This window comes from Collinsella tanakaei YIT 12063, from assembly GCF_000225705.1.
Taxonomy (GTDB): Bacteria; Actinomycetota; Coriobacteriia; order Coriobacteriales; family Coriobacteriaceae; genus Collinsella; species Collinsella tanakaei.
In genome coordinates this window covers 494,227-520,611 of the sequence record NZ_JH126467.1, presented here as the reverse complement: position 1 = coordinate 520,611, position 26,385 = coordinate 494,227, and the positions used below count along the sequence as shown (strand labels likewise).

Annotated in this window: 25 protein-coding genes; 23 read left to right on the top strand and 2 right to left on the bottom strand. The window is 60.3% G+C overall.

The features are described from left to right. Positions 1–208: 208 nt before the first annotated feature. From HMPREF9452_RS02615 to HMPREF9452_RS02520, 20 genes are all read left to right on the top strand, one after another. Positions 209–562, top strand: a complete 354-nt coding sequence (locus HMPREF9452_RS02615; protein WP_009140553.1) for an Asp23/Gls24 family envelope stress response protein — start codon at positions 209–211, stop codon at positions 560–562. A gap of 35 nt (positions 563–597) precedes the next feature. Next, complete coding sequence (locus tag HMPREF9452_RS02610) at positions 598–2,262, top strand: DAK2 domain-containing protein (protein WP_009140552.1); 1,665 nt, start codon at positions 598–600, stop codon at positions 2,260–2,262. A gap of 11 nt (positions 2,263–2,273) precedes the next feature. Then, complete coding sequence (locus HMPREF9452_RS02605) at positions 2,274–4,451, top strand: ATP-dependent DNA helicase RecG (protein WP_009140551.1); 2,178 nt, start codon at positions 2,274–2,276, stop codon at positions 4,449–4,451. Further along, entirely contained in the window at positions 4,448–5,032 is a 585-nt protein-coding gene (gene rsmD / locus HMPREF9452_RS02600; RefSeq protein ID WP_009140550.1) for a 16S rRNA (guanine(966)-N(2))-methyltransferase RsmD, read from the top strand. Before HMPREF9452_RS02605 ends, rsmD begins: the two co-directional genes overlap by 4 nt. Positions 5,033–5,092: 60 nt before the next feature. Continuing rightward, complete coding sequence (gene coaD, locus HMPREF9452_RS02595; protein WP_009140549.1) at positions 5,093–5,587, top strand: pantetheine-phosphate adenylyltransferase; 495 nt, start codon at positions 5,093–5,095, stop codon at positions 5,585–5,587. Between the two features lie 59 nt (positions 5,588–5,646). Then, positions 5,647–6,144: an ATP synthase subunit B family protein gene (locus HMPREF9452_RS02590; RefSeq protein WP_009140548.1), complete on the top strand. Its 498-nt coding sequence runs from the start codon at positions 5,647–5,649 to the stop codon at positions 6,142–6,144. A gap of 14 nt (positions 6,145–6,158) precedes the next feature. Next, positions 6,159–6,740 (top strand): YceD family protein, encoded by a 582-nt coding sequence (locus HMPREF9452_RS02585; protein WP_050797606.1) that lies wholly within the window; start codon positions 6,159–6,161, stop codon positions 6,738–6,740. 142 nt (positions 6,741–6,882) lie between these two features. Next, on the top strand, positions 6,883–7,062 hold the full coding sequence (gene rpmF / locus HMPREF9452_RS02580) for a 50S ribosomal protein L32 (RefSeq protein ID WP_009140546.1): 180 nt from the start codon (positions 6,883–6,885) through the stop codon (positions 7,060–7,062). An 89-nt stretch (positions 7,063–7,151) separates the two neighbouring features. After that, positions 7,152–8,171, top strand: a complete 1,020-nt coding sequence (gene plsX / locus HMPREF9452_RS02575; RefSeq protein ID WP_009140545.1) for a phosphate acyltransferase PlsX — start codon at positions 7,152–7,154, stop codon at positions 8,169–8,171. Between the two features lie 160 nt (positions 8,172–8,331). Continuing rightward, entirely contained in the window at positions 8,332–8,574 is a 243-nt protein-coding gene (locus tag HMPREF9452_RS02570) for an acyl carrier protein (protein ID WP_009140544.1), read from the top strand. Between the two features lie 4 nt (positions 8,575–8,578). Further along, a complete protein-coding gene (gene rnc / locus HMPREF9452_RS02565; RefSeq protein WP_009140543.1) occupies positions 8,579–9,304 on the top strand; it encodes a ribonuclease III in 726 nt (241 codons plus the stop codon). A gap of 11 nt (positions 9,305–9,315) precedes the next feature. Then, positions 9,316–12,852, top strand: a complete 3,537-nt coding sequence (gene smc / locus HMPREF9452_RS02560; RefSeq protein ID WP_009140542.1) for a chromosome segregation protein SMC — start codon at positions 9,316–9,318, stop codon at positions 12,850–12,852. Beyond that, positions 12,852–13,766 carry a signal recognition particle-docking protein FtsY gene (ftsY, locus tag HMPREF9452_RS02555; RefSeq protein ID WP_009140541.1) on the top strand — a complete coding sequence of 305 codons (915 nt, stop codon included), beginning with the start codon at positions 12,852–12,854 and terminating at the stop codon, positions 13,764–13,766. Before smc ends, ftsY begins: the two co-directional genes overlap by 1 nt. 59 nt (positions 13,767–13,825) lie before the next feature. Further along, the gene (ffh, locus tag HMPREF9452_RS02550; protein WP_009140540.1) at positions 13,826–15,310 is read left to right on the top strand and encodes a signal recognition particle protein; all 1,485 of its coding nucleotides are present in this window, start codon (positions 13,826–13,828) and stop codon (positions 15,308–15,310) included. Positions 15,311–15,508: 198 nt separating this feature from the next. Beyond that, positions 15,509–16,357 (top strand): thymidylate synthase, encoded by an 849-nt coding sequence (gene thyA / locus HMPREF9452_RS02545; protein ID WP_009140539.1) that lies wholly within the window; start codon positions 15,509–15,511, stop codon positions 16,355–16,357. A gap of 13 nt (positions 16,358–16,370) precedes the next feature. Continuing rightward, on the top strand, positions 16,371–16,892 hold the full coding sequence (locus HMPREF9452_RS02540) for a dihydrofolate reductase (protein ID WP_009140538.1): 522 nt from the start codon (positions 16,371–16,373) through the stop codon (positions 16,890–16,892). Positions 16,893–16,978: 86 nt separating this feature from the next. Next, positions 16,979–17,638, top strand: coding sequence for a flavodoxin domain-containing protein (locus tag HMPREF9452_RS02535; protein WP_009140537.1), 660 nt, complete (start codon positions 16,979–16,981; stop codon positions 17,636–17,638). Next, on the top strand, positions 17,638–18,534 hold the full coding sequence (locus HMPREF9452_RS02530) for a TrmH family RNA methyltransferase (RefSeq protein ID WP_009140536.1): 897 nt from the start codon (positions 17,638–17,640) through the stop codon (positions 18,532–18,534). The genes HMPREF9452_RS02535 and HMPREF9452_RS02530 overlap by 1 nt, the downstream gene beginning before the upstream one ends. An 80-nt stretch (positions 18,535–18,614) precedes the next feature. Next, the gene (locus HMPREF9452_RS02525) at positions 18,615–18,989 is read left to right on the top strand and encodes a VOC family protein (RefSeq protein ID WP_009140535.1); all 375 of its coding nucleotides are present in this window, start codon (positions 18,615–18,617) and stop codon (positions 18,987–18,989) included. Between the two features lie 168 nt (positions 18,990–19,157). Next, positions 19,158–20,540 carry an MATE family efflux transporter gene (locus HMPREF9452_RS02520; RefSeq protein WP_009140534.1) on the top strand — a complete coding sequence of 461 codons (1,383 nt, stop codon included), beginning with the start codon at positions 19,158–19,160 and terminating at the stop codon, positions 20,538–20,540. 7 nt (positions 20,541–20,547) lie between these two features. Here HMPREF9452_RS02520 and HMPREF9452_RS02515 read toward each other — a convergent pair whose 3' ends face one another. Next, the gene (locus HMPREF9452_RS02515; RefSeq protein WP_009140533.1) at positions 20,548–21,093 is read right to left on the bottom strand and encodes a cob(I)yrinic acid a,c-diamide adenosyltransferase; all 546 of its coding nucleotides are present in this window, start codon (positions 21,091–21,093) and stop codon (positions 20,548–20,550) included. 91 nt (positions 21,094–21,184) lie between these two features. On the opposite strand from HMPREF9452_RS02515, the gene ftsH reads away from it, so the two are divergent. Beyond that, positions 21,185–23,080, top strand: a complete 1,896-nt coding sequence (gene ftsH, locus HMPREF9452_RS02510) for an ATP-dependent zinc metalloprotease FtsH (RefSeq protein WP_009140532.1) — start codon at positions 21,185–21,187, stop codon at positions 23,078–23,080. Between the two features lie 202 nt (positions 23,081–23,282). Beyond that, positions 23,283–24,350, top strand: coding sequence for an NYN domain-containing protein (locus HMPREF9452_RS02505; protein ID WP_009140531.1), 1,068 nt, complete (start codon positions 23,283–23,285; stop codon positions 24,348–24,350). A 176-nt stretch (positions 24,351–24,526) separates the two neighbouring features. On the opposite strand, the gene HMPREF9452_RS02500 is transcribed toward HMPREF9452_RS02505, so the two are convergent. Further along, positions 24,527–25,615 carry an iron-containing alcohol dehydrogenase family protein gene (locus HMPREF9452_RS02500; protein ID WP_009140530.1) on the bottom strand — a complete coding sequence of 363 codons (1,089 nt, stop codon included), beginning with the start codon at positions 25,613–25,615 and terminating at the stop codon, positions 24,527–24,529. 210 nt (positions 25,616–25,825) lie between these two features. Between HMPREF9452_RS02500 and HMPREF9452_RS02495 the strand changes: the two genes are divergently transcribed. Continuing rightward, positions 25,826–26,266, top strand: a complete 441-nt coding sequence (locus HMPREF9452_RS02495) for a DUF523 domain-containing protein (protein WP_009140529.1) — start codon at positions 25,826–25,828, stop codon at positions 26,264–26,266. The last annotated feature ends 119 nt before the right edge of the window (positions 26,267–26,385 follow it).

Genomic DNA, 26,385 nt, shown 5'->3' with positions numbered 1-26,385 from the left:
ACTAAATTTATTATATCCATGGCTGGGGGACGCGCAAGGGGGAATTTCAAAAAAGATAAGCGACAAAAGACAGATAACGGTCTTATCAGCACATTGCGCAACGTGTGAAGCGTCTGTTTTTAGGTCTCGCGGTCTCAAGGCGTATTATCATATTAAAGATTACTCCCATGAACTGACGCGACATCCCGCGCGTCGCGGAAGGAGATACATGTCTGAGACCATTACCGGTTCCCTGAACGTCTCGAACGACGTCATCGCCGACATCGCCGGTTACGCTGCCATGTCCTGCTACGGCGTGGTTGGCATGGCTGAGCAGCTGCAGGGCGCTGAGAGCGTTCGTCTGTCCTCCGGCCAGCGCCTTCGCAAGGGCGTTTTGGTTTCCACCGCTGAAGATGGGCTGACCGTAGATCTTCACGTGGTCATCGAGGCTGGTGTCAACATGAGGTCCGTGAGCCAGAACCTTGCCAGCTCCGTCACCTTCACGCTGCAGGAGATCGCCCAGATCGATCCCTCCAAGCTTAAGATCGCTATTCACATCGACGCTATGAAGTCGCGCGCCTAGTACGCGTTGTCCACGAGATGGAGCTGCAACATCTAATGATCGCAAAGACCGTTCGCACCTGTTTTCCCATCGCCGCCGGCGCGGTTGCTGAGAAGGCAGAGGAAATCAACAAGCTCAACGTGTTCCCCGTGCCCGATGGAGATACCGGCACCAACATGTCCCTTACCCTCCAGTCGGTTGTTAAGGAGCTTTCCGCCCTTCCCGTCGATGCCGATATGGAGGCTATCGCTGGCGCCATCACCCACGGTTCCCTGATGGGCGCCCGCGGCAACTCCGGCGTCATCACCTCCCAGATCCTTCGCGGCGTCGCCGAAGGTCTTGTTGGTGCAACCGAGCCCGCCACTTCCGCTCATATCGCCGTCGCGCTTCGCCGCGCCGTCAAGGTCGCTTTCCAAGCTGTCCGCAAGCCGGTTGAGGGCACCATCCTCACCGTCCTTCGCGACATCTCGACTAAGGCCGATGAGTGCGAAAGGAAGCGCATGACCGCCGAGGAAGCTCTCGACGCCATCGTCGTAGAGGCGTACCAGTCCGTTGCCCGCACTCCCGATCTGCTTCCCGTTCTGAAGGAGAACGGCGTGGTGGACTCCGGCGCCTTCGGCTTCGCTATCTTCCTTGAGAATTTCGTCGCCGCAGCCCTGGGACGTGCGAGCAACATCGAGGACTTCTCCGCCACGTTCGATACCGATGCGGATTCTGCAAAGGCCGGCGCCCTGGATCGTGTCAAGATCGAGGCGAATGACGACTGGGAGGGATCGGAGTACCGCTACTGCAACGAGTTTCTCTTCAAGGCTGAGAAGCATTTTGACGAGGACAAGGCGCTGCAGTTCCTCGCCTCTATGGGCGATTGCGAGTTGCTGGTCGGTGCGTATCCCGACTACAAGGTTCACGTGCACTCCAACACCCCCAACCTTGTCCTTGAGCACATGCTCCAGTTTGGCCAGGTCTACGAGGTCTTCATCCACAACATGGACCTGGAGGTCGCCGAGCGCACCGCTAAGATCCATGCCGATCAGGAGGCTGCCGCCGAGCCCGCTAAGCCCCTTGGATTTGTCGCCGTTGCGGCAGGTTCCGGCGAGGCGGAGATCTTGAAGTCCCTTGGTGTCGACGTCGTCGTTTCCGGTGGCCAGACCATGAATCCCTCTACCGCCGATCTGCTTGATGCCGTCGCCAAGGTCAACGCCGAGGCCGTTATCATCCTGCCTAACAACGGCAACATCCGCATGGCTGCGGAGGCCGCTGCCAACGCATGCGAGGACAAGCGCGTTGTGGTCGTTCCCACCAAGACGGTCCCCCAGGCGTTCTCCGCGCTGTTCGCCGTCATGCCCGATGCGGGCGTTGACGACGTTGTCGAGGCCATGTGCGATGCGTACTCCGAAGTCCGCGACGGCGAGGTCACCCGCGCCGTGCGCGATAGCTCCGCTTCCGACGGCTCTCCCATCCACTCCGGTGATGTTATGGGTATCATCGCCGGTTCCATCGACATCGTTGGTTCCGACGTACTCCAGGTCACGGTCGACTGCATCAATCGCATGATGGACGAGGAAGAGGGCGACTCCCTTACCATCCTCGCCGGCGAAGAGCTTTCTGACGATGCGTTCCAGGAGATCCTCGACGCCATCGAGGAGGCCCAGCCCGACCTCGAGATCGATTCCCATCGTGGCGAGCAGCCGCTGTATCCGGTCATCTTCTCTATCGAATAGGGGACAACTCCATGTCGACAGGCGTTAAGCTGCCCGCCGCGTCCGCGCGCCTTGCTCGCTCGGCCGCCCTTAGCGACGACGTCTCTCGACTCAAATACGTTTCTGGCGCTCGTGAGGAGGCCCTTCGCAAGCTCGGTATCGAGTGCGTGGAGGACCTCCTCCTCCACGTTCCGCGCCGTTACTTGGATTTCACCAGAGCCTACTCCATCGAGCAGGCTCCGCTGGGCGAGGTCTACACCGTCATCGCTACCGTCGATCGCGTGACCGAGAAGCGCCCGCGGCCTCGCATGGTGGTAACGGAGGTCTCTCTTGTTGACCAAACCGGCGTATTGCAGGTGGCGTTTTTCAAGCAGCCTTGGATTTCGCAGCAGCTGTCGCGCGGAGATCGCCTCGCCGTTATGGGCAAGGTCGAGTTCTCCTACGGCTTCAAGCAGATGGCGTCGCCCCATTTTGAAAAGCTCGACGCCGCATCGGTGTCCGGAACGGTGCTGCCGGTGCACCCCGTTCGCGACGGTATAAGCCAGGCTTGGATGAGGCGCATCGTTTCCGGTGCGCTCGAGCAGGTCGCCGATTTCTGCGATCCGCTTCCCGCGCGCCTTCGGGCAAAGCGCGGCCTTATGAGTCTGTCGCGGTCCTATCGCTCGCTTCACTTTCCCGTCGCCATGCCCCAGCGAGAGCTCGCGCGCAAGCGCCTCTCGTATGAAGAGGTGTATTACCTTCAGCTCGCCTTGCGCTTGCGCGGCAACGCCGGCCTTCTTGGCGTGCGTCCCTTCAAGCACCGGGTTGGGTCGCATGTTGACGCGCTTATCGAGCACCTTCCCTTCAAGCTCAGCGAAGAGCAGCAGCTGGCCGTCGATCAGATCCTGGAAGATATGACCAACGGCGGATCCGTCATGAACAGGCTTTTGCTCGGCGATGTCGGCACGGGTAAGACCGCGGTGGCAAGCGTCGCTCTTGCAAGCGTGGCAGATTCCTCATCTCAAGCTTGCGTTATGGCGCCAACGGGCGTGCTCGCCCAGCAATATGCAGTAAAATGCGGTCCTCTGCTCGAGCAGGCGGAAATCTCGTGGGCGCTGCTCACGGGATCGACCACGCAGGAGGAACGCGCGCGTATTCTGGATGGGCTGCGCTCCGGCTCCATCGACGTCCTCTTTGGCACGCATGCCGTTTTGGGCGAAGACGTTTCATTTAAGCTGCTAAGCCTCGTCGTTATCGATGAGCAGCATCGTTTCGGCGTCGGTCAGCGCAATGCCTTGCGATCCAAGGGTCCCGGTGCAGATTTGCTGGTCATGACAGCGACGCCCATCCCGCGCACCCTCGCGCTGTCTGTTTACGGCGATCTTGATACCAGCATTATTCGCCATCGTCCGGTCGAGGGCGCCGGCGTCGCCACCAAGGTGCTGGACGAGGCGAATCGCGATATCGCCTACGGCGCCATCCGCGACGCATTAGAGCAAGGCCGCCAGGCATACGTGATCTGCCCCTTGGTCGCGGAGAAAGAGGACGACTCAGAGTTGGAAGACGTTCCCGCCCTCGAGCGCGATGACGATGGCAGGGTCGTCGCCCCGCCGTTGCGCTCGGTTGAGAAGGATATCGAGGCGCTGCGCATCGCCTATAGGGGCAAGCGCGTCGAGGCGTTGCACGGTCGCATGTCGTCCAAAGAGAAAGACCGTATCATCTCCGAGTTCCGCTCCGGCGACATAGATATCCTGGTGTCCACAACGGTGGTCGAGGTGGGCGTGGACGTTCCCAACGCCACGGTCATGCTTATCGAGAACGGAGAGCGCTTTGGTTTGGCAACCTTGCACCAGCTGCGCGGCCGCGTTGGACGTGGTAAGCTATCGGGCTCGTGCTACGTCATGTGCGCCCTCAAGCGCAAGCGGGGCCGTAGGTCTCCTGCCATCGACCGCCTCGAGGCCCTTGAGTCAACGACGGATGGATTTGCGTTGGCAGAGATGGACTTGCGGCTGCGTCATGAGGGCGAGATCTTGGGTTTGCGCCAGCATGGCGGCGTGAGCTTGCGGTTTGTTGATTTGGACGATGACGCCGATCTTATCGAGTGGGCGCATGCAGATGCCATCGAGACGCTTCGCTACGCGCCATCGCTCGATTCGGTGGCGACGCTTCCCATCAGGCATCGCGTCATCGATCGCTACGGCGATATCTTTAAGGAGGTTAGCGGCGGATGAGAATCATCGCTGGCGAATGGAGGGGCAGGAAGCTGTCCGAGCCCCGCGGACGGGAAGTCACGCGGCCCACGACCGATCGCGTTCGCGAGGCGTGCGCGTCCATGGTCGATTCTGCGCTGGTAGGGGGCATCGAGGCGGCACGTGTGCTCGATGCCTTCGCGGGTTCCGGAGCCATGGGCATGGAGATGCTGTCGCGCGGCGCCTGCTTCGCGGCGTTCTTCGATATCGATAGGCAGGCGGCCGGCCTGGTTCGAAAAAACCTGGAGTCCATGGGGTGCGCCGGCGCTCGCTACCGCGTTACGTCCGGCGACGTGCTTGCCATGTCGACCCGCGGTCGTCTTTTCGGTGCGCCGTTCAACCTGGTGATCCTGGACCCGCCCTATGATTTCGACCCGGCAGACGTCTCCGCCTTCGTCGAGCGCCTTGCTGCCTCGGGCAGCCTTGCCGATGACGCGTTGGTACTCTACGAGCACGCCTCCGCCAAGCCCGGACTCGACCCCTTGGGCTTTATCGAGGAGCGCGACAAGCGCTATGGCAGCACGTCGGTTCAGCTTCTTCGGCGTTCGACTGAAGTCGAGTAAACTCGTCAGCGTATTCAATCCATTTTGACTGTCCCATTGATCGCACACATGCGAGGTACTATGCAACAGATTACCCATGCGTTGGTGCCGGGCACCTTCGACCCCATCACCTTTGGCCATATCGATGTAGCGCGTCGAGCGAGCCGCCTGTTCCCGCACGTTACGGTCGCGGTGGCGGAATCCTTGGGCAAAAACGGCGTCGGCACGGTGTTCACGCTGGACGAGCGCGTGGAGCTTGCCCGCACGGCGCTGAGCGACATTCCCAACGTCGACGTGCAGCCGTTTTGCGGCCTGCTTGTTGATTTCGCCCGGCAGGTTGGCGCCGGCGCGGTGGTAAAGGGATTGCGTGCCATGACGGATTTTGAGTACGAGCTCCAGCAGGCAGACCTCAACTACCGCCTGGATTCTGAGCTCGAGTCCATATTCGTGATGAGCTCGCCCCAATACGGGTACTTGTCCTCCTCCGTGGTGCGTCAGATCGCATCGTTTGGCGGGGATGTATCGGAATTCGTTCCCGTTTGCGTTCAGCGCGCCTTGAAAGAGCGGTTTGTATAGTATCTTGCTGCATGTGGTACTATTACCTGTTGATATGCAACCGTTGAAAGGAGACTGCGATGCCGGGCGAGAACCTTCCTGGCGAGAGGATCGAAAGCTTGGTGGATGAGCTCGAGGGCATCATCCAGGAGTCCAAGGCTCCTTTCGGCAAGGCTCAGCAGAAGATTATCGAGACCGAGGTCTTCTTCAACATCCTTGATGAGATCCGCATGAGCTATCCGGAGGAGTGGCAGAAGTCCCGTCGCATCCTTCGCGAGCGCGATGAGCTTCTTGCCTCTGCTACCGCCCAGGCTGATTCCATCATCGCGGACGCTCAGCAGCAGGCGCTCACCATCGCCGGCGAGCAGGAGATTGTCCGCTTGGCGCAGCAGCAGGCAGATGATATTCGCGATCGTGCCCAACAGTACGAGCGCGAGACCCGCTATGCTGCCGAGGACTACGCAGAGCAGGTGTTCACGCATCTGGAGGAGAACCTCAAGAGCCTCACCTCCACCGTCGCCCGTTGCCGCCAGCAGCTCAATGAGAGCGCTAACCAGTCGCAGAACGGTGCCTGGTAGCTATGGCGAGCGAAATGGACATCCAGCCCGGCGCGGTGGATCAGCCGCAGGCGCCCAGCGTCATCGTCGATCTTACCGGCCAGCTTGAAAATCCCGGCGAATCCATGCCAGTATCCGGCAAGCTTGAGGTGGACGGTTACTCGGTGGGCGATAAACAACTGCAGCTTTCTGACGGTATCCAATACGATGTGGTCCTCACCAATGCCGGCGACGGTATCCTTGTTACCGGCATGGTTCGCGCGCACGCCACGGGTGAGTGCGACCGCTGTCTGGAGCCCGCGAGCTTCGACGTTGCCGGCGAGATCGAGGAATACTACCTTTTCGAAGAGCCTGAGGACGAGGAAGCCTACGAGGATGGATTCGAGCTGGTGGGGGAGGACCGCCAGGTCGATCTTTCCGGTGCCATCAACGATGCCGTCGTTATGGATACGCCCTTTGTGGTGCTGTGCCGCCCGGATTGCCTGGGTATCTGCCCCACCTGCGGCGCCAACCTCAATGAGGGCGACTGCGGATGCGCGGATAAAGCCGAGCAGGACTGGGTCGATAGCGACGAGAACCCGTTTGCCGCGTTGAAGAACCTCAAATTGGACGATTAAGGCCGCGCCCAATCCACGTCTCGTCCACAAATCGGGCGTACAGGGACCGTTATGGAAAAAATACCTGTACACCTGCTGTAACTGTGCTAATATCGCTACTTGCGCGTAATTGTGCTCGATTTAGATTATAAGGAAGGTCAACATGCCAGTACCTAAGCAAAAAAAGGGTCGCGCGAAGACGCATTCCCGTCGCTCCACGAACATGAAGATCACCGCTGCGGCTCGCTCTGTTTGCCCTCGCTGCGGTGCCGTGAAGCTTCCTCACCATGTGTGCCCCAACTGCGGGTTCTACAAGGATCGTGAGGTCATCGTTACCGAGTAACTTACATAAGGTGAGTTACCGTGACGCTATCGCGAAACAGTATGGCCGGCTCGGTGAGTCGGCCATTTCGCTATAAAGGGGGAGTATCCATGAAAGACGTACGCATCGTTGTCGATGTAATGGGAGGGGACGAGGAGCCCCAGGTTGTGCTCGACGGCATCTCCGCCGCCCTTGCCGCCGATCCCGCCCTCACCGTGCTCGCCGCGGGTCCTCAGGATATCGTGGTTCCGTTTTGCGATTCCACCGATCGCGCGGAGGCTCTCATCGCCCCCGATGTCATCACCATGGAAGACGACCCTATCCAGGCTGTCATGACCAAGCGCAAGTCCTCCATCGTCATCGGCTGCCGTGCCGTCAAGAAAGGTAACGCCGACGGCTTCTTCTCAGCGGGGTCTACCGGCGCCGTCACTGCGGCGGGCACCGCCTACGTCACGCCGTTTCGCTACGTGACCGCGGAGGGCGAGCGCCGCCCCATCCGTCCGTGCATCACCTCCACGCTGCCCAACCGCTCGGGGGGCCTTACGGTCTTTTGCGACATGGGCGCCAACCCGGACGTCGACCCGGATGACATGGTGCGCTTCGCCCAGATGGGCGCCGCCTACGCTTCGTGCGTCCTGGGCATCAAGAACCCCCGTATCGGACTCATGTCCAACGGTACGGAGGACACCAAGGGCTCTCACTTCACCAAGGAATGCTTTCCGTTGATGCGTCAGCAGGTGAAGGGCTTCGCGGGCAACTGCGAGGGGTCCGACATGGTGTCGGGCAACGTCGACGTGGTGGTTACCGACGGCTTTGCGGGCAACGTCGCCCTTAAAGCGACCGAAGGCGCGGCGAAGTTCATCATGTCAGAGCTCAAGGGCGCTCTCATGGGGTCGCTTAAGGGCAAGATCGCCGCGGTGCTTCTTAAGGACGAGCTCAAAGCGATAAAGGCAAAGCTCTCAGGCGATGCCAAGGGCGGCGCGATCCTGCTTGGCCTGCGCGGCGTGGTTCTTATCGGCCATGGGGCGACCTCTGTCGAGGCCGTCAAGAACGGTACGCTCGCGGCTGCAGAAGCGGTCAGGGCAGACCTGGTTCAAAACGTCGCGGATTCCATGGAGGGCATCCTCTAGGGATCGCTCGTCCATCCGCCCGCGCATACGGCAACGTTTACCAGCCGCCTTCAACCTTCCTTATCGGTCTGGTTGAGGCGGCTGCTTCAAGCGGGTAGAATCACTAGCATATGCGAAAGGTAACGCCGCCTTCGCTGCTTCACCGAAAGGAGCGCCAACCATGGAGCGCAACGAGATTCTTGAGAAGATCATCGAGATCGCCAGCGATGTTTTGGGCACCAACCCTGATGACGTCAACGAGCAGACCACGTTTGACGACCTGGATGCCGACTCCCTTGATCGCCTTCAGCTTGTGACGGCTATGGAGGACGAGTTCGACCTGGAGATCGATGAGGAGAAGCTTCTCGCCATCAGCTCCGTTGCCGACGCTGTCGAGGCGATCGAATCCGCCCAGGAGGCATAAGGTTTTGACCATAGCAAAGAAACTCGCCCTTGCAGAGCAGATCTGCGGCCATACGTTTAAGAACCGCGACCTTCTGCAAAGCGCTATCACCCATCCATCCGCGGTGGAGGGCCAGCCCGTCTCCGCTTCATATGAACGCCTGGAGTTTCTGGGCGATTCCATACTTGGCTCCATCGTCGCGTTGTCTTTGTTCAAGTCTTATCCCGGCTTTGACGAGGGCAAGCTCACGCGCCTTAAGGTGTCTTTGGTTTCCGGTATGACGCTGTCCGAGGTCGGCCGCGAGCTGGGGATCGATAAGTGCATCGTCTTTGGCGCCTCAGAGACCGGCACCGGTGCCCGCGGCATGCATTCCGCCCTCGAGAACGTATTCGAGTCGCTGGTGGGCGCTATGTATCTGGATGGTGGCTGGGATGTTGCGGAGGAGTTTGTCCACCGTACGCTTAAGCCGCATCTGGCGACCGAGCGCGCGGAGCATCCCACCAACCCAAAGAGCTACCTGCAAGAATGCGTGCAGGCGGACCACCTCGAGGCCCCCTCGTACAAGTTGGTCGACACGTCGGGCCCGGCACACGAGCCCGTCTTCACCGCCGTCGCGCTCGTGGACGGCATCCGCCGCGGTCGCGGCTCGGGTTCTTCCAAGAAGGAGGCGGAGGCTGCCGCCGCCCTGGACGCGCTCAACCGCATGGGCTATACCCACAACGGCGTCATCCTTAAAAAGAAGCTGGGCTAAGCGAGGCATCTGTGTATCTCAAATCGCTCACGTTAAAGGGATTCAAATCATTCGCAGACCGGGCTCACATGTTGTTCGAGCCCGGTCTCACCGTGATTGTGGGCCCCAACGGTTCCGGTAAGTCCAATATTTCAGACGCTATCCTGTGGGTCTTAGGCGAGCAGAGCGCCAAGCAGCTCCGCGGCCAGGCCATGGAGGACGTCATCTTCTCGGGCTCGTCCGCGCGCCAGCCCGTGGGCGTTGCCGAGGTCACGTTGGTACTCGACAACTCGGACCACGTGCTTCCCGTCGACTTCAACGAGGTCGCGGTGACCAGGCGCATGTACCGCTCTGGTGAAAGCGAGTACCTCATCAACTCAAGTCCCTGCCGCCTGATGGACATCCAGGACATCCTGCATGACTCCGGATTGGGCAAGGACACGCACTCCATCATCTCGCAGGGCAAGCTCGACGCGATTTTGCAGAGTAGGCCCGAGGAGCGGCGCGCGCTCATCGAGGAGGCCGCCGGCATCTCCAAGCACAAGCGCCGTAAGGAGCGCGCTCTCAAGAAGATCGCCTCTATGGACGAGCATCTCACTCGTGCCCGCGACATCAACAGGGAAATCTCGCGCCAGCTCAAACCCCTTGAGCGCCAGGTCGACCGCGCGCGCAAGTACAAGGATCTTTCTTCGCGTGCTCGAGAGCTCACCCAGATTCTCGCGGTCGACGAGCTCCGCCGCCTGCAGGCGAGCTGGAGCGATATGGAGAGCGCGGCCAAAGAAGCCGATGCTTCGCTGGAACTCGCCCGCTACCGTCTTGCAGAAAAGGAGCGCGAGCTCGAAAAGCTACAGGTCATGCTCGAGGAGAAAGGCCTCTTTGTGGGCGACCTCGGCGAGCAGCGTCGCCATATGCAGGACGTGGTTGGCCGCATAGGGTCCGACATGCGCCTTCTCGAGGAAAAGGGCCGCAACATGGTTGCGCGCCTCTCTGAGATGCGCGGCACCCTCTCGGGTTCAGAGCACCAGCGCCGCCGCGTTTCAAGCGAGCTCGAGGACGTGGAGCGCCAGTTGGACGAGGTCCGCGCCGCAGCGGAGCTGGCCCAGCAGGATGTAGACGAGTACGCTCCGGCTGCGGGCGAGTTGCATAACCGCCGCGTCGAGCTGGACGAGCTCATCTCCAAGCTCAACCGCGAGCAGCGCGACGCCCAGCGCACCGTTGACAGTGCCTCGCTGGAGCTTGCCAAGGTACGCGAATCGCTCTCAAACGCCGAGCTCGAGGATTCCATGTACGCATCGCGCCTGGAGCAGATCGAGGAGAACATCGAGAATATCGACGAGTCGTTGGTCAGCCGTCGCGACCGCGCGGAGGAGGTGGAGGACCTCCTCAGGGCGGCACGCGAGGAGCAGGACGAGGCGAAGCTCGCCATCGAGACCGCGCGAGGCGCCCTCGAGGAGTTGCGTCGCCGCGAAAGCGAGGCGCGTCAGCGCGTGTCCGAGGTTCGCTCGGAGCTCGCAAGCCTGAAGAGGCTGGACGAGAAGATCTCCGAATCCTCCCCGTTGGTATCAAAGATTGCCCATGCTCGCCCCGATTCCATCGCCGGCCGTTTGGGGGACGTCATCGAAGCCCCCAAGGACCTCGAGGATTTGGTCGAGCGACTGCTCGCGAGCGATATCGAGGCCTTCATCCTTAACGGAGTCAGCGACCTCGAGGATGTCGCGTCCCTGGCGATGGGCGAGTCATCCTCGTCCGGCCAGGCGCTTCTGCTGCCCAAGAGCATCGATTCCGTACCGTCTGTCGACGGCGCCGCCGGTTATCGCTTGGTCGAGCGCCTACAGGTCAAAGAGGGCTTCGCTCCCGCGATCTCCGCGCTCATCGGCCATATCTATGTTGTTGAATCCTTGGCTCAGGCCCTGACTGCCCCCGCGGTGCCCGGAGTTCTCTATGTCACACCCGACGGCGCGAGGGTGACAAATGGCGGCGTCGTTCGCGTTGGCGAGATGGCGTCGCAAAACACCGGCACCCTCGAGCGCAAACGCCGCATTCGCGAGCTCGAGGGCTTGGAGCCCGACCTTGCCTCCGCGTTCGATCATCTGACGCATCAGGTCGAGGATGCCGCGGCGGCCGTGGAGAAGGTTCGTTCGGTGCAGGGCGAGGCATCTGGAAAGATCGCTCGTCTGGACGGCGAGCGCTCCAGCGTGCTGTCGGAGATCGGCCGTTTGGAGCAGTCGCTGGTGCGTATCCTCGCCGAACAGAAGCAACTCAAGCGTCGCCGCGAGGAAGCAGCAGAAGCGGTTCGCGCCGCCCAGCCACGCGTCGACGAGCTGCTCGATGAGCGGGCGGAGGCGCAAGAGCTTTTGGCCGATCTCGCTTCCAGGGTCGCCGATGCCGCCGACGAGCTCGACCGCGTGCGAGCCAACGACGCCGAGGCGGCAGGCAAGCTCGCCGATGCCAAGGTGCGCCTTGCCCAGTCCAAGGAGCGGCTGCGCAGCCTCAACGCCCGCCAACCCGAGCTCAAGCATCGGCTCGAGGGCATCGACCGTCGCATCCGCGCCACCGAGCAGGCATCGCGTTCGCTCGAGGTGCTGCGCCTTCGCGTCGACCCGTTGCACAATCGCTATCAAGCCCTTTCCGAGCGCGCCATGGACTGGGCCGCCCGCCTGCGCGACCAGGCTTCTATCGAGGAGGCGGACTCCGCCTCGCTCAAGAAGACCATCGAGGACGCCAAGAGCGAGGTCGCCCGCGCCAAGCAAGAGGTGGAGCGCTCCACCGCCGCGGTAAACGATTCCCGCGTCGCCCGCGGCAAGCTCGAGGTGCAGGTTGAAAACGCCATCCAGGCTATCACGGCAGACGGGGAGATGGTGCTCGAGGAGGCGCTGCAGCTGCCCGCGCCCACCGATCGCGCTGCAGCGGAGCGGGAGCTCGAGAGCCTTGCCCGCCAGATCAACAACTTGGGTCCCGTCAACCAGGTGGCCTACCAGGAGTACGAGCGCCTCAAGACGCGCGCGGACTACGTGGAGTCGCAGCTGGCGGACCTCGAGAGCGCGCGCAAGGCCCTCACCAAGATCACCTCGGCCATCGACCGCAAGATGCGCAGGCAGTTCCTCATCACCTTCGAGAAGGTGGACCAAAACTTCCGCGAGGTCTTCAGCATGCTGTTTCCCGGAGGTCAGGCGCATCTGGAGATGACCGACCCCGAGCATCCGGCCGACACGGGCATCGAGGTGGTCGCGCAGCCGCGCGGCAAGCGTATCACCAAGATGATGCTCATGAGCGGCGGCGAGAAGAGCTTGACGGCTCTAGCGCTGCTGTTCGCCGTCTACCGTACCCGTACCGTGCCGTTCTACGTGTTGGACGAGGTCGAGGCGGCGCTTGACGACTCGAATCTCTCGAAGCTGATCGGCGCCATCAACGTGCTGCGCGAGTCCACGCAGCTCTTGGTGGTTTCGCATCAGCGGCGTACCATGGAGGAGGCGGACGTGCTCTACGGCGTGTCCATGCAGGCGGACGGCGTGAGCCGCGTCGTCAGCCAGAAGCTAGATCGTGAAACCGGAAAGGTCGTGAATGCATAATGGGATTCTTTGAAGCGCTTTCCCGCGGCCTCGAGCGCAGCCGCGAGGCTCTAAACGAGGTTTTCTACTTTGGCGGCGAGGTAGATGAGGACTTCTGGGAGAACCTCGAGGACACCCTCGTCATGGGCGATATGGGAGCCGAGATCTCCATGCAGGTCACCGACGACCTGCGCGACGAGGCGGCGCGACGCAATCTCAAGACCGCCCGTCAGCTGCGCGGCGCGCTGGCGGACCGTCTATCCCAGGTGTTCGTTCAGCCCGATGGCGACATCTTCCGCGATACCCCCAGCTGCGTGCTGTTTGTAGGCATCAACGGGGCTGGCAAGACCACCACGGTGGGAAAGATCGCCAGCGACATGGCGCACCGTGGAAAGAAGGTTGTGATCGGTAGCGCCGATACGTTCCGCGCCGCCGCCATCGAGCAGCTCGATGTTTGGGGCCAGCGCGCCGGCGTGCCCGTGGTCAAGCGTGAGCGTGGAAGCGATCCTGCCAGCGTGTGCTACGACGTGTTGGACGAGGCCGACCGCTTGGGAAGCGATCTGGTCCTCATCGATACCGCCGGTCGCCTCCATACCTCGCCCGAGCTCATGCGCGAGCTCGCCAAGGTGGTCAAGGTCACCCGCAAGCGCGCCGAGCAGATGAAGCGCGGGCCCATGGCGGTCCACGTGGTGCTGGTCATCGATTCCGCCACCGGTCAAAACGGCCTCAACCAGGCGCTTGAGTTCAACGACGCGCTGGGGCTCGACGGCATCATCATGACCAAGCTCGACGGTACTGCCAAGGGCGGCATCGCGCTCGCGGTCGCCTCGCGCTTGAAGCTTCCCATCTACCGTATCGGCGTGGGCGAGAGCGTGGACGACCTCCAGGAGTTCGATGCGCACGAGTTCGCGCGCGCCCTGGTGGGCGAGGAGTAGCCCCGTTTTGCCGTATAATCACCTACCAGTGAAAAGATTGTTTGAGTGGGGGAGGACCCATGTTCAATAGCCTGTCCGATCGCCTGACAGATACCTTTGACCGCCTGCGCGGCAAGGGCAAGCTCACCGAGGCGGATATCACCAGCGCGATGCGCGACATCCGCATGGCGCTTCTGGAGGCGGACGTCAACTTCAAGGTGGTCAAGGACTTTGTTGCCCGCACCAAGGAGCGCTGCATGACCGCCGAGGTCATGGAGTCCCTCTCGCCCGCGCAAAACGTGGTCAAGATCGTTTTGGACGAGCTCATCGAGCTTTTGGGCTCGACGGAGAGCAAGCTCGTCCTCTCCAACCGCATTCCCAACGTCATTATGCTGGTGGGCCTGCAGGGCTCCGGTAAGACCACCGCTGCGGTGAAGCTCGCCTACTTGCTCAAGAAGCAGGGTAAAAGCCCGCTTCTGGCCGCCTGCGACGTCTACCGTCCCGCGGCTGCGGACCAGCTGGCTACGCTCGGTGGGGAGATCGGCGTGCCGGTCTTCCGCGGCGACGGCCAAAACCCCGTCGAGATCGCTCGCGCCTCCATCCGCGAGGCCGTCGACCACATGCGCGACGTGGTCATCGTCGACACCGCCGGCCGCCTTCAGATCGACGAGCAGATGATGCAGGAGGCCGTCGACATCAAGAAGGCCGTCAAGCCCGACCAGGTTCTCATGGTGGTCGACGCCATGACCGGCCAGGATATCGTCAACGTGGTCTCCACCTTCGCCGAGCGCACCGACTTCGACGGCGTCATCATCTCCAAGCTCGACGGCGACGCACGCGGCGGCGGCGCGCTTTCCGTCCGCGAGGTCACCGGCAAGCCCATCAAGTTCGTTTCCATGGGCGAGAAGCCCGACTCGCTCGAGGTCTTCAACCCCGAGCGCATGGCCAAACGCATCTTGGGGATGGGCGACGTCATCGGCATCATCGAGAAGGCCCAGGAGATGGCCGATGTCGAGCAGCTCGAGGCTGCGGAGCGCATGCTTCGCGAGGGCTTTACCATGAACGACATGCTCGACCAGATGCGCGCCGTCAAGAAGATGGGCGGCATGAAGGGCATTCTGGGCATGCTCCCCGGTGGACAAAAGGCCTTGAACCAGATGGGCGGCAACCTGGACGAGAGCATCTTCGAGCGCAACGAGGCCATGATCATGTCCATGACCAAGGAGGAGCGCGAGAAGCCCAGCATCATCAACGGCCAGCGCCGTGCGCGCATCGCCCGCGGCTCCGGCACCACGCCGGCAGACGTCAACAACCTCATGAAGCAGTGGGGCGAGATGAACAAGATGATGGGCAAGATGCGCTCCATGACGCAGCAGGCTCAGGCCGGTTCTGGCAAAAAGGGCAAGAAGGGTAAGAAGGGCAAGAAGATGCGCATGCCTGGTATTCCCGGCATGGGCGGCATGCCCGGCATGGGCGGCGGCAACCCGTTTGGCGCCATGGGTCGCGGTGGCAGCGATATGGATATGCTGCGCGCCATGGAGCAGCAGATGCGCAACAAGCGCTAGCGATAGCTGCAAGGTGCATTTTCGCGGGCGGTTCGCGGTCTCGGCCGTTGACCGCCCGTTTTGTTTAGAATGTGCGTGCGGCGCCTCTTTGCGCCGATTGAGGTTCCCCCTACGGGGGTAAAGCCATACACGTCGGTTAACGCCTTGACCATCCCTATTTGGCATAATGCGTCCCGACGATCAGGAAAGGAGTCTCCCATGAGCAAGGCTGATCAGCTCTTTGTCTCTATGTGCAAGGATATTCTGGATCATGGCACCACCACGGAGGGCGAAAAGGTTCGACCCCGCTGGGAGGACGGGTTCCCGGCCTACACCATCAAGAACTTCGGCGTCACCAACCGCTATGACCTGCGTGAGGAATTTCCCGCGTTGACGCTTCGTCGCACCGCTCTCAAGAGCGCTATGGACGAGATCTTGTGGATCTACCAAAAGAAGTCCAACAACATCAACGATCTCAACAGCCATATCTGGGACCAGTGGGCCGATGAGTCTGGCTCAATTGGCAAGGCCTACGGCTACCAGATCGCCCAGAAGTCGAGCTATCGCGAGGGTGAGTTCGATCAGATGGACCGTGTCCTGTACGATCTCGAGCACACGCCGTTCTCCCGTCGCATCATGACCAATATGTACACGTTTGCGGACCTGCATGAGATGAACCTGTATCCGTGCGCCTATAGCGTTACCTACAACGTCACGCAGGGCGAAGGGGATGAGAAGCCCGTCCTCAACATGGTTCTCATGCAGCGCAGCCAGGATATTCTCGCGGCTAATAACTGGAACGTGTGCCAGTACGCCATCTTGCTCATGATGGTCGCCCGCCATGTCGATATGGTTGCCGGCGAGTTGCTCCACGTTATCGTCGATGCTCATATCTACGATCGTCATGTCGACATCGTCCGCGAGCTTATCGAGCGGCCGCAGTATCCGGCCCCTCGCGTGTCGCTCAATCCCAACGTCCAGAACTTCTACGATTTCACCATCGATGACCTGATCGTCGAGGATTACAACCATGGCCCCCAGGTCAAAAACATCCCCATCGCCGTTTAGGGAGGATTTCGCTTTGAGTTGCAAACTTTCAGCAATCGTCGCCGTCTGCGATGATTGGGGCATCGGCCGCGATGGCGGCATGGTAGTCGCGAATAAGCAGGATATGCGCCATTTTGTGAGCACAACAACGGGACACCCCGTCATCATGGGCCGCAAGACGCTTGAGAGCTTTCCCGGGGGACGTCCCTTAAAGAACCGCCTAAACATCGTCCTCACGCGCGACCCCTTTTTTCATAGAGAGGGAGTCGAGGTGGTGCATAGCGTCGATGCGGCGCTCGACCTCGTATGCGACCAGGACGAAGCATGGGTTATCGGCGGGGGCCAGGTCTACCAACAGCTCCTGCCGTATTGCGAGCGCGCAGTGGTCACCAAAAACCATTGCCTACGCGCGGCTGACGCTTATTTTCCCAATCTTGACCAAGATGAGGCCTGGGAGCTTGTAGATGAGACCGAACCCATTATCTTGGGTCGCGGCGAAGGCGATGAGGGCGTGAGCTTCTCTTTTGCTACCTATCAGCGCCGCCAGCAGGGGTAAATCTTCGCCCGCTGGGGTATCATACAATCTATACGTCGCATTGTGTCCGGGCCCGAGCGGCCCGGCTTCGTTGAAGGGCCCGCTCCATGAAGACCGTCATCCTGTACCGTTCCAAGCACCATGGCAACACCAAGAAACTTGTCGATGCCGTTGTGGCAAACTTCGACAACGTCGACGCCATCGATGTCGCCGCGCTTGGCAAGAACGAGTATCCGGATTTGGACGAGTACCCACTGGTGGGCATAGCTACGGGCATCTACTACGGCAAGATCGACGATGACCTGGCGCGCGTCATGGAGCACATCATCAACGAGGGGCAGAAGATCTTCGGCCTCATTACCTACGGCGGTTCCAGCAAGTGGTACGGCAAGGATATCGATGGCATCTGCCGCATGAAGCGCGCCGTCTTCCTGGCCTGCTGGGGTTGCGCCGGCTTCGATACGTGGGGCCCGTACAAGTTTATGGGCGGCATGAATAAGGGCCGCCCCAACCAGGACGATATCCAGGCGTGCCTAGAGTTCTACAAGAAGCTTCTCGATGACTACGGCGATATTTTGGACGAGCAATACGAGCAGTACAAGAAGCGCCGCGCTTATCAGGAGGCGCACCCGGCAGGCGGCCTTATGTCCAATATCAAGCGCTCTGCCAAAAAGATCACCGGTAAGTCTAAAAAGCCCGCTGCGCAGGCATCTCGCCGGGAATCCTCGTCCGTGGACGACGCCGACTCCAAGGCGGATTCTGAGTAATGGCTCCCGAGATCATCCATATCGATTCCCTGGACGATAGCAGGCTCGATGCCTATACGCGTCTGACCGAACGCGAGCTCCGTAGCGTGCTGGAACTCCAAAAGGGCATCTTCATCGCAGAGAGCGCCAAGGTTATCGAGCGAGCGCTCGCTGGCGGCATGGAACCCATCAGCTTCTTGATGGGGGAGCGCTGGCTGGACTCCTTGCTTCCGCTGCTTGAGACGCTCGATACAAAAGAGAGCGTTCCCGTGTTTGTGGCTCCCATGGAGCTGATGGAGCGGCTCACCGGCTTCACGGTCACTCGGGGCGCCCTTGCCGCTATGCGTCGACCCCGCTTGGAGCCTGCCGACGCGTTTTTACGCGGCATCTGCGAGCACGCGGGCGAGCGGCCCGTGCGCGTGTGCGTGCTAGAGGGCATTGTGGACCACACTAACGTGGGTGCCATCTTCCGCAGCGCTGCCGCCCTCAACGTCGACGGCATCCTGGTGAGCCCCACCTGCTGCGATCCGCTGTACCGCCGTGCGGTGCGCGTGAGCATGGGCACGGTCTTTCAGGTTCCCTGGACCAGGATCGGTTCAGAGGCGCGCGCGTGGCCCCATGATGGATTGGATGCCTTGCATGGCGCCGGTTTCTCTTGCGCTGCTATGGCGTTGACGGACGATTCCGTTCCGCTTGACGACCCCGTGCTGCAGCACGAGCCCCGCCTTGCAATCTTTATGGGGACCGAGGGACAGGGTCTGGGAGCCAAGACCATCGCTGGCTGCGACCGCGCGGTCCGCATTCCCATGGCGCACGGCGTGGACTCGCTCAACGTGGCGGCTGCCTCCGCCGTGGCGTTTTGGCAGCTGTGTCCCCATGTTGATAACGCATATCACTACCAACCCGGTCGCTACTAGCTTGTGCCTTATAATCTTATAGCCTACTTGAGCGCTCGCTTTTGTCGAGCGCTTTTCCGTTGAGTTAGAAAGGTGTTGCCATGAATTTCAAGATGGTCCACACGGAAGTGCACGTTCTTGACCTCGATGCCTCGCTGGCGTTCTACAAGGAGGCCCTGGGTTTGGAGCCCGTCCGCGAGAAGGGTCCGGAGGACGGCTCTTGGAAGATCGTCTTCCTAAAAAACGACCAGACCGACTACCAGCTGGAGCTCACCTGGAACCTCGGCCGCACCGAGCCCTATGATAACGGCGGCGGAGACATTCACCTCGCGTTTACCGTGGACGATTACGACGCGGCGCTTTCGCACCACACCCAGATGGGCTGCGTGGTGAAGGTCAACGAGCGCATGGGCATCTACTTTATCGAGGATCCGGATGGATTCTGGATCGAGATCATCCCCGCCAAGCGATCCTAAGATTGCCCGCATGCCGCTTGTCGGCATCTGCGACCGTTTTATAGACCTCTGCCTACTGCATCTAGATTGCGCCCTTGTACCGTGAAGCATGGGGGCGTACTCTCTTTTTGGTACATTGGAGCATATGCGTCGGGGGATGGGCGCACATCGTGTGTTCGGGGGAGAAGCATGGGTAAGCGCGGGACAAGTGGTTCAATCGACGTCACGCAGGGCGTTATCTGGAAGCAGATCATAGCGCTTTGCGTTCCCATCTTCTTCGCATCGTTCTTTCAGCAATCGTACGCCCTTATCAATACGTTTATCGTGGGCCAGTTTGGCGGCAAGCTCGCGCTGGGCGGCATCCAGGCGACCATGAGCCTGACTGAGCTCGCGGTCGGGTTCTCCGTCGGCCTTGGAGCTGGCTGCGCGGTCATTACGGGGCAGTTCTTTGGCTCGCACGATGACGAGCGCCTTTCGCGTTCCGTCCACACCGCTATGACCATCGCCCTGGTCCTGGGCCTTATCGTGTCGGTCGCCGGTGTGATCTTCATCCCCCAGATTCTTCAGTTTATGGAAACGCCCCAAGAGCTCATGTGGGAGTCGGTATCCTATTCTCGCTGCTATTTTGGCGCAATGGTGTTCGCGCTCTTGCTTAATATGGGGACCGCCCTGCTTCGCGCTGTGGGCGATACCCGCGCTCCCGCCCTCATCATCGCCAGCGGCTGCGTCATCAACGTGATTCTCGACCTCATCCTTGTGGCATGGCTGGGTCTGGAGGCGCTGGGCTGCGGCATAGCCACAGCTACCACTATCTTCATCAACTGCTGCTGCGTGCTTTATCGCCTCATGCGCGCCAAGGGCGCCTGGCGTCTCGATATACGCAAGCTTGGCGTCGATGGACGAATCTGTCGCTCCATGCTCTCCTGCGGCATGCCGCTTGCGATTCAGTCCAGCGTCTACTCGGTCTCAAACATCATCATGCAGTCCACCGTCAACACGTTTGGCGTCGACGCCGTCACCGGCTGGGGCCTCTCGGGCAGGCTCGACGCGATCGTATGGCTGGTAACGGAGGCGCTGGGCGTCGCCATCACCACGTTCGCAGCTCAGAACTTTGGCGCGCGCAACTACAAGCGCATGCGCCAGGGTTACCACACCTCGCTTGTCATTACCGTGTTCTTGGTGGGCTCGCTGTCACTGTTCTTGGTTGTTTTCGTCGAACCCTTGGCGCGTATCTTTATCGATGACCCCGCGGTCACGGGTTACACGGCAAAGATGGTTCATTTCATCGCGCCGTTCTACCTGTTCTACTCAGTCGTCGACAACACGTCTGGCGCCATTCGCGGTTCCGGCGAGAGTTTCCGCCCCATGCTGCTCACCATCCTGGGCACCTGCGTGTTTCGCGTGGTGTGGCTGCTGGTCGTGGTGCCCATGCACCATACGGTCGAGACCATGCTGCTGGTCTACCCCGTGACATGGATCCTCACGGCGGCCCTCTTTGTTGCCTACCATCACTTTGGCCACTGGCTAACCCATGCAGAGGAGAAGGCCGCCCGTCTGGAGGTTCAGCTGTAGGGGCCGCCTAATACTCGATTCCCTTGCGGGCGAGCAACCCTTCATCAAAGTAGTGCTTTACGGGACGCATTTCCGTCACCAGGTCGGCAAGGTCCGCAAGCGGCGTCAGGCCGCGGCCCGTAAGAACCAGCTCCGTGGTCTGCGGCTTCAAGGCAATCAGACGCTCGATGTCCTCACGGGTGACAAAGCCCCTGCGCATCGCCTCTCCCACTTCGTCCAAAATCAACACGTCAACCGGGGTGGGGCAGGGTAGCGTGCAATCAGGGGAGGCCTGCTCGTCTTCGGCGCTGCCGTCATCTGAGAGAGCTATTCGCGCCATCTCCATAATTTGCTGGGCGCATTCTGCGGGCGTGGCGCGCGTTGCCTGGATGATGGGTAGGCCAAAGCGGGCGGCTGCATCGTGCTCCGAGCAGTGTAGCTTCTTTACAAATTGCAGCATCAAAACGTTGAGGCCGTAGCCGGTCGCCCTAAACGCCAGACCCATGGCCGCGGTGGTTTTACCTTTTCCATCGCCCGTGTAGATCTGGACTTTGCCGGTGTCGAGATGCGTCATCTTAAGTCTCCTTAAGGAAGTGTCGGACTATCGTTTTGCTCTGTGGGTACCATTAAACCATTGCAAACCCTTTGGGATGGAGAAACAACGTATGGAGATGGATGATCATAAACGTAGAAGGAATATGATCCTTTACGTTCTCATCGCCTTTGTTGTCTACCTTGTTATGAGCCAGGTGCTGTTCCCTAGCATGAAAACTGGCGTCAAGGTGGAGGACGTGAGCTACTCGACCTTTGTTGAGAAGCTTGAGGCAAAAGATGTAAGCAACCTGGAGTATACGCAGGATGCCTCATCTGTTGCCCTGTATCAGCTTGAGGGCGAGAAGGATATCGCGTATCGCACCACGGTGCCTGCGGGCGATAGCGGCATCTGGACCCTCATCCGCGAGTCCGGGGCGGACACCACGGTCGATATTCCGGACCAAAACTCCGGTTATATGACCTATATCCTGCTTACGGTGGTGTTGCCCATCGCCATCTTCTTCCTTGCGGGCTGGTGGCTCAACCGCCGTATGAAGAAGGCTATGGGCGAAGACAACCCTTCGATGAACTTTGGCAGCGGCGGCTTTGGCGGCATGGGCGGAGGCCTGGGCAAGTCCGGCGCGCGCATCGTCGCGTCCAAAGATGTCGGCGTCACCTTCAAGGACGTCGCCGGCCAGGAAGAGGCCAAAGAGTCCTTGAAGGAGGTTGTCGACTTTCTCGAGAACCCCAAGCGCTATGAGGAGATTGGCGCCAAACTTCCCCGCGGTGCCCTGCTTGTAGGCCCTCCGGGCACCGGTAAGACGCTGCTTGCAAAGGCTGTCGCCGGCGAGGCGGGCGTTCCGTTCTTCAGCATCTCCGGTTCGGAGTTTGTTGAGATGTTCGTCGGTCGCGGCGCCGCCAAGGTGCGCGACCTGTTCAAGCAAGCCAAGGAGAAGGCGCCCTGCATCGTCTTCATCGACGAGATCGACACCATCGGCAAGAAGCGCGATGGCGGTGGGTTCTCCGGCAACGACGAGCGCGAGCAGACGCTCAACCAGCTGCTGACCGAGATGGACGGCTTCGATAACCAGAAGGGCATCGTTGTTCTCGCTGCGACCAACCGCCCCGACAGCCTTGACCCCGCTCTGCTTCGACCCGGCCGCTTTGACCGCCGCGTCCCCGTCGAGCTGCCCGACCTTACCGGCCGCAAGGCCATTTTGGAGCTGCATTCCAAGGACGTTAAGGCCGAGCCGCCTATCGACCTTTCCGCTATCGCCCGCGCTACGCCCGGCGCTTCCGGTGCCGACCTCGCGAACATCATCAACGAGGGCGCGCTTCGTGCCGTGCGCATGGGTCGCAAGCGCGCCACGCAGGAGGACTTCGAGGAGTCGGTAGAGGTGGTTATCGCCGGCCAGCAGCGTAAGTCCACGGTGCTGTCCGATCACGAGAAGCAGGTTGTTTCCTATCACGAGATCGGTCACGCTATCGTCGCCGCAAGCCAGATGGACTCCGCTCCCGTTACCAAGATCACTATCGTTCCGCGTACCTCCGGCGCGCTGGGCTACACCATGCAGGTTGAGGCGGACGAGAAGTTCTTGACCACCAAGCAGGAGGTCCTCGACAAGCTGGCAGTCTACTGCGGTGGTCGTGCGGCGGAGGAGCTCATCTTTGGCGAGATGACCACGGGTGCCGCCAACGACATCGAGCAGGCCACCAAGCTGGCGCGCAACATGATCACGCGCTTTGGCATGTCCGACGAGTTTGGCATGATGGCGCTGGGTACCGTCCAGAACGCCTACCTCAACCAGGACACCTCGCTTACCTGCGCTCCCGGCACCGCCGAGCGCGTTGACGAGGCTGTTTTGAAGCTGATCACCGAGGCTCATGAGCGCGCGATGCAGATTTTGAAGGAGAACAAGTTCAAGCTACATGAGCTCGCCCACTACCTCTATAAGAAGGAAACCATCACTGGCGACGAGTTCATGAACCTTCTCACCCGCGAGAACTCGCTGATGCCTAAGCAGTAATCGCGTTTTCTAAAACCGTTGACGGGTCCCTCCTGTATCTCCATGCTTGCTTTGCGCAGCGCGTGGAATATGGGAGGGTTCCTTTTGTTATAGACGCACGCGTACCGTGGGTATAATGGGCGCGGAATTATCTTCGGTGGCGGCTGCATCCGCGGCGTGCCACCGTACCCATATATCGCACCCATTTAGAAAGGGGGCTCTCTTGAATAGGGAACCCGATCTTCGCTTCGCTATCCTTATCGATGCAGATAACGTAAGCGAGAAATATGTTCAGATTGTTTTGGACGAGGTCGCTAACGCCGGCGTCGCAACCTATAAGCGCATCTATGGCGATTGGACCAGCCCCAGGCTTTCCAGTTGGAAGAAGTGCCTTCTGGATAACTCCATCATCCCCATGCAGCAGTACAGCTACACCTTTGGTAAGAACGCAACGGACTCCGCGATGATCATCGACGCGATGGACATCCTGTATTCGGGCACGGTCGACGGATTCGCGATCGTGAGCTCGGACTCCGATTTCACGCGCTTGGTCGCCCGCCTGCGCGAAAGCGGCATGTACGTTATAGGCATGGGCGAGCAAAAGACGCCTCGACCCTTTATCTCCGCATGCAACCAGTTCAAATACCTCGACCTGCTTTTGGCTGCTCGCGCCAGCGAAGATGAAGCTGATGAGGACGAGGAGCTGGAAGTGCCGGTAAAGAAGCGCCGCTCGCGCTCGCGCGGTCGCAAGCAATCTCGTGCTGCCGAGCGTTCTCAAGACGCCGATGCCGAGCTCGCAATCGATAGGAATGAGGGCGACGCCCTGATCGAGGTTGCAGCCGATATCGAAGATGCTGCAGACGCGGGTGCCGCCCAGCGCCGGGCTCGCCGCCGTCCCGGCGACAGGGGAGTGCTCGCAGTGCCGGCAGGAGATATGCCCGGGGATGCCGACGCGCTTGCCGAGGTGTCCGCAGGGTTCTCCGGTGAGGCGGAGGCGGATGCCGTCGAGGTGGAGTTTGGCCAGATGAGCAAGGCGGACCGCCGTCGTCACATGCGCATGATCCGCGAGTCCATCAACGCCATCATCGACAAGTTCTCAGATGATGACGGCTGGGTGAGCCTTGGCCAGTTGGGAGACCAGCTCGCTCGTCGTCTTCCAGATTTTGACGTGCGCAATTACGGCTTTAAGAAGCTTCGTCCGTTTTTGAAATCGCTGGGCGTCTACGAGTTCGACGAGCCTTCCGATGACTCCGGGCATCGCCAGATCTATCTGCGCGTCAAGGCTGAGTAGGACCCTGTATTTCCACGATGTGCTTGCCGTGTTATCAAGTTTGCAACATTATCAAGTTTGCAACATCGCTCAAGATCGATCTATTCCGATATGAATGGAAAAACCCGCCGCCATCCCCTAATGCAGGGTGGCGGCGGGTTTATTTGAATCTAGGGTGCGGCCGGCTTGATCTTGAGCTATGCGAGGGAGCGTCCATATGCGTCGGCAGCCTTGATGGCCTCTACAAGCTTCTCGTCCTCAAAGGGCTGCGGGTTGCCTTGTTTCCACTCATTGGTGTTGTGGGCGAGCTCGACAATGCCGGGCAGGTGCTCCTCGGAAAGGTCGAGTTCCGCCAAGGTGGTGGGCAGGCCGAGCTTCTTGTTTAGCGCGGCGTAGCGGGCCAATCCCTCCTGGTCGCCAATGTATGAGAGCAGCACCAGGACGCCAAAGCTCACGACCTCTCCGTGAAGATGTGTTTTGCCGCCGCGCGGCACGCCGGTGGTCGCGTTGTAGAACGCGTGGGCCAGCGAGGAGTTGTAGTAGAAATCCGGTTGGTTGGTAAGGTTGGAAACGTAGCCGGTGTTGACTACGATATCGAGTGCAATCTGCTTGACGGCTTCGCTGGCGGTGTTGTTTCGAACGTCTGCGAGACCCTGCTCGCCGTAGGTGAACAACGGCGCCGAGCAGGTATGTGCGAGGGCTAGGCCTAGCGCGCCGGTGTGGGTAAGGTTGCCTGCGCTGGTTGCGTATTCTACCTCTGGCTGCTTGGAGAGCGCGTCTCCAATGCCCGCCCAGAAATACTCCTGGGGAGCGTTTGCGATGATGGCGGGATTTATGAAGATGTGCGCCGGTGCATCCGGGTAGGAGTAGCACTTCAGCGAGTGGTCATCGTGGTACACAACGGCGATGGCCGTGGCGCTCGAGCAGTTGGAGCAGATGGTGGGTACGGAGAAAACCGTCTTCTTGGTGGCGATCGCCGCGGTCTTCACGGTGTCGATGGCTTTGCCGCCGCCGATGGCGAAGGCGACGTCCGCCTGCTGGAAAGAGGGGTTGGCCTCAAGCGTCGCTATGGTGCTTTCGGTTGAATCGGTGCCGTAGGCAATGGTATCCAGAACCTCGATATCGGTGCCTTCCAGTACCTTCAAGATCATGGGTGCTGCTGCCGACAGGGCGCGCTTGCCGCCCACCAGGACTACCGACTTGGCGCGATAGCTCGCAAGGGCGGCTGGGACCGCGCCAAAGCAATCTTCTCCCACCGTGTAATCACTCATCTGGATATTTCTCATGGCACTCCAATCCGCGCACGCATACTGTGGGCTATGGTAGTTATTGCGATTGGTTTTCATTGCGAAACGCATTTTGATTTCTGTACTGTTAATTGTGTTCTATGCGTTCTCAGTTAATTGGTGCGCGCGTCACATGATGTAGCTGCAGAAATAAAGGCGCTCATTAGATATGTTTGAGGGTCGGCTCAAGTTGTTGGGTGTGATGGTGACATGAAGAAAGTTGTTGTAAGCGCTTGCCTGCTGGGCGAGTGCTGCAAGTACAGCGGGGGAAACAACAAAAGCGAGAGGATGCTAGAGCTGCTCGCGGCGCGCGACGACATCGAAGTGGTGGGCGTGTGCCCAGAGGTGGCGGGAGGGCTTCCTACGCCTCGCCCGGCCGCGGAGATCGTCAACGGCGAGGTGATCAACAAGGACGGTGTAAGCGTGGATGCGGAGTTCCGCGCGGGCGTCGCTGCGATTATGGATCGCTTGAGTCGATCCATCGAGGCGGGCGAGGTGGAGACTGCTATCCTGCAGTCGCGCAGCCCCAGTTGCGGGGTGCATCAAGTCTACGACGGTACGTTTTCCGGCACGCTTATCGCGGGCAAGGGACTGTTCGCCCGGGCTCTGGACGATGCGGGGATTCGCCTTGTCGACGTGGCCGATTTATAGCGTCGCTCGTTTATCGTCCATCGATTTGCTATTGCCCGTGTTTCGCGCTGATGAAAATGGGGGAGAGCGCATGGTCGACGGATACTTTCGCATGACGTGCGCCCGCTCCGTGCTATGAT